The 2,269-nt window shown below is 74.2% G+C and carries 3 protein-coding genes and 1 pseudogene; all 4 read left to right on the plus strand.

All coding sequences use genetic code 11. The annotated features are described in order from the left end of the window. Window positions 1–272 (plus strand): DHHA1 domain-containing protein (locus PLP61_RS16600; protein ID WP_324503873.1); only part of this gene is annotated, 272 nt, incomplete at its 5' end. A 4-nt stretch (window positions 273–276) separates the two neighbouring features. Next, entirely contained in the window at window positions 277–738 is a 462-nt protein-coding gene (gene ruvX, locus PLP61_RS16605) for a Holliday junction resolvase RuvX (protein ID WP_324503875.1), read from the plus strand. Further along, window positions 731–1,903 carry an endolytic transglycosylase MltG gene (mltG, locus tag PLP61_RS16610; RefSeq protein ID WP_324503877.1) on the plus strand — a complete coding sequence of 391 codons (1,173 nt, stop codon included), beginning with the start codon at window positions 731–733 and terminating at the stop codon, window positions 1,901–1,903. The genes ruvX and mltG overlap by 8 nt, the downstream gene beginning before the upstream one ends. Further along, window positions 1,904–2,269, plus strand: a pseudogene (locus tag PLP61_RS16615) (shikimate dehydrogenase); the annotation flags it as partial.

Raw genomic sequence — 2,269 nt, forward strand, 5'->3', positions numbered from 1 at the left:
TGCGCGGCCGGCTCGACCCGGCCCGGCCCGGGGCGGTGGTCATCGTGGGCGAGGCCGCCGGCAAGGTCTCGGTGGTGGCCGTGGCCATCAAAAGGGCCCGGGAGCGGGGTGTCTCGGCCAACACGCTGGTCCGCACGGTCGGACCGCTGATCGGCGGCCGGGGCGGGGGCAAGGACGACGTGGCCCAGGGCGGCGGCACCGACGCCTCCCGCATCGACGAGGCCCTCGCCCTGGTCACCCGTGAGGTGGGCCGCCTCGGCGGTCAGGGCTGAAGGCGTGCGGAGCGGCGTACGGCTGGGCGTGGACCCGGGGGAGGCGCGGATCGGGGTGGCCCGCTGCGACCCCTCCGGTTTCCTGGCGACGCCGCTGGAGACCGTCCGCCGGGGCCCGGGCGACCTCAGCCGGCTGGCCGTGCTGGTGGCCTCGGAGGAGGCGATCGAGGTGGTGGTCGGGCTGCCGCGGTCGCTGTCGGGAGGCGAGGGCCCCTCGGCCGCGCGGGCCCGCGCCTTCGCCGCGAGGTTGGCGCGCAGGGTTGCCCCCGTCCCGGTGAGGCTGTGTGATGAGCGTCTGACCACGGTGTCCGCGGAGTCGATGCTGCGTGCGAGTGGTCGCAGTGGGAGGCGGCGCAGGGCGGTCGTCGACCAGGCGGCCGCCGTGCTGATCCTGCAGCAGGCACTGGACACCGAACGCGCCGTGGGGGCGGCGCCCGGAGAGATCGTCGAGGTGGGGGATGAGTGAGCAGGAGCCGTACGACGAGCACCTCGCGGCCGGGGCCGGTGAGGTCGCCGAGCCGGCGTACGTGCCGGGCGGGCGGCGCCGCCGCCGGAAGCGGCGCAGTCTGCCGGGCTGCCTGGCCGTGCTGGTCGCACTCGCCGTCCTCGTGGGCGGGATCGCGTTCGGCGTGGTCTGGGGGGTCGGCTTCGTCAAGGACCGCTTCGCCGACCCCGCCGACTACCCGGGCCCCGGCCACGGCCGGGTGCTCTTCGAGGTCCAGGAGGGCGACACCGCCACCGACATGGGGCGCGGGCTGACGGACAAGGGCGTCGTCGCCTCGGTGCAGGCGTTCACCGACGCCGCCTCGGCCAACCCCGACTCCCGGGGCATCCAGGTGGGGTTCTACCGGCTGCGGAAGGAGATGAAGGCCGAGGACGCCCTCGCCGTCCTGGTGGACTCCGGCAACCTGATCCGCAACACGGTGACGGTCCCGGAGGGGCTGCGCGTCACCGAGATCGTCGACCTGCTCGCCGGCAAGACCGACTTCTCGCGGGCCGACTACGAGAAGGTGCTGGCCCGGCCGGAGTCGCTGGGGCTGCCGGAGTACGCCGAGGGGAACCCCGAGGGCTACCTCTTCCCCGCGACCTACGACGTCGGCCCCAAGGACACGCCGCAGACGATCCTCACCGCGATGGTGGACCGCTGGCGCCAGGCGGCCGAGGACGCCGACCTGGAGCAGGCGGCCGACCGGCTCGGGTACACCCCCGCCGAGCTGATGACGGTGGCCAGCCTGGTCCAGGCCGAGGCCCGGGGCGAGGACATGCCCAAGGTGGCCCGGGTGATCTACAACCGGCTGGCGCCCGACTCGCCCACCAACGGGCTGCTCCAGATCGACGCCACGGTCAACTACGCCCACGACCGGCCGCTGGGCGTCGCGCTGACCCAGGAGGACCTGGCCATCGACTCGCCGTTCAACACCTACCGCAACCCCGGCCTGCCGCCCACCCCGATCGAGTCGCCCGGCGACGACGCGATCCGGGCGGCGACGAACCCCGCCGACGGCGACTGGTACTACTACGTGACGGTGAACCTGCGCACCGGCGAGACCAAGTTCGCCGAGACCTACCCGGAGTTCCTGCGGTACAAGGCCGAGTTCCAGGAGTACTGCCTGACCTCCAAGGCCTGCTGAGTGGCACCGACGCGACGCTGCGGGGTGCTGGGCGACCCCGTCTCCCACTCGCTGTCACCGGTGCTGCACCGGGCCGGGTACGCCGCCCACGGGCTGGACTGGTCCTACGACGCCTACCAGGTGCCCGCCGGCGGGCTCCGGGGCTTCCTCGGCCGGCTCGACGAGACCTGGCGCGGGCTCTCCCTGACCATGCCGCTGAAGCGGGAGGCGATGTCCCTGGTCGACCGCGCCACGGACCTGGCCGCACTCGCCGGAGCCGCCAACACGCTGGTGCTCGGCCCCGACGGCGTCCACGGCGACAACACCGACATCCCCGGGGTGGCCGCCGCGCTGCGTGAGCGCTACACCGGCCCGGTGCGCTCCGCG

The organism is Nocardioides sp. (assembly GCF_035429765.1).
In the GTDB taxonomy this organism is placed as follows: Bacteria; Actinomycetota; Actinomycetes; order Propionibacteriales; family Nocardioidaceae; genus Nocardioides.

Bases quoted from the DNA above. Each gene is read 5' to 3' on its own strand.
- mltG (WP_324503877.1), top strand. From the start codon at position 731: ATGAGTGAGCAGGAGCCGTACGACGAGCACCTCGCGGCCGGGGCCGGT.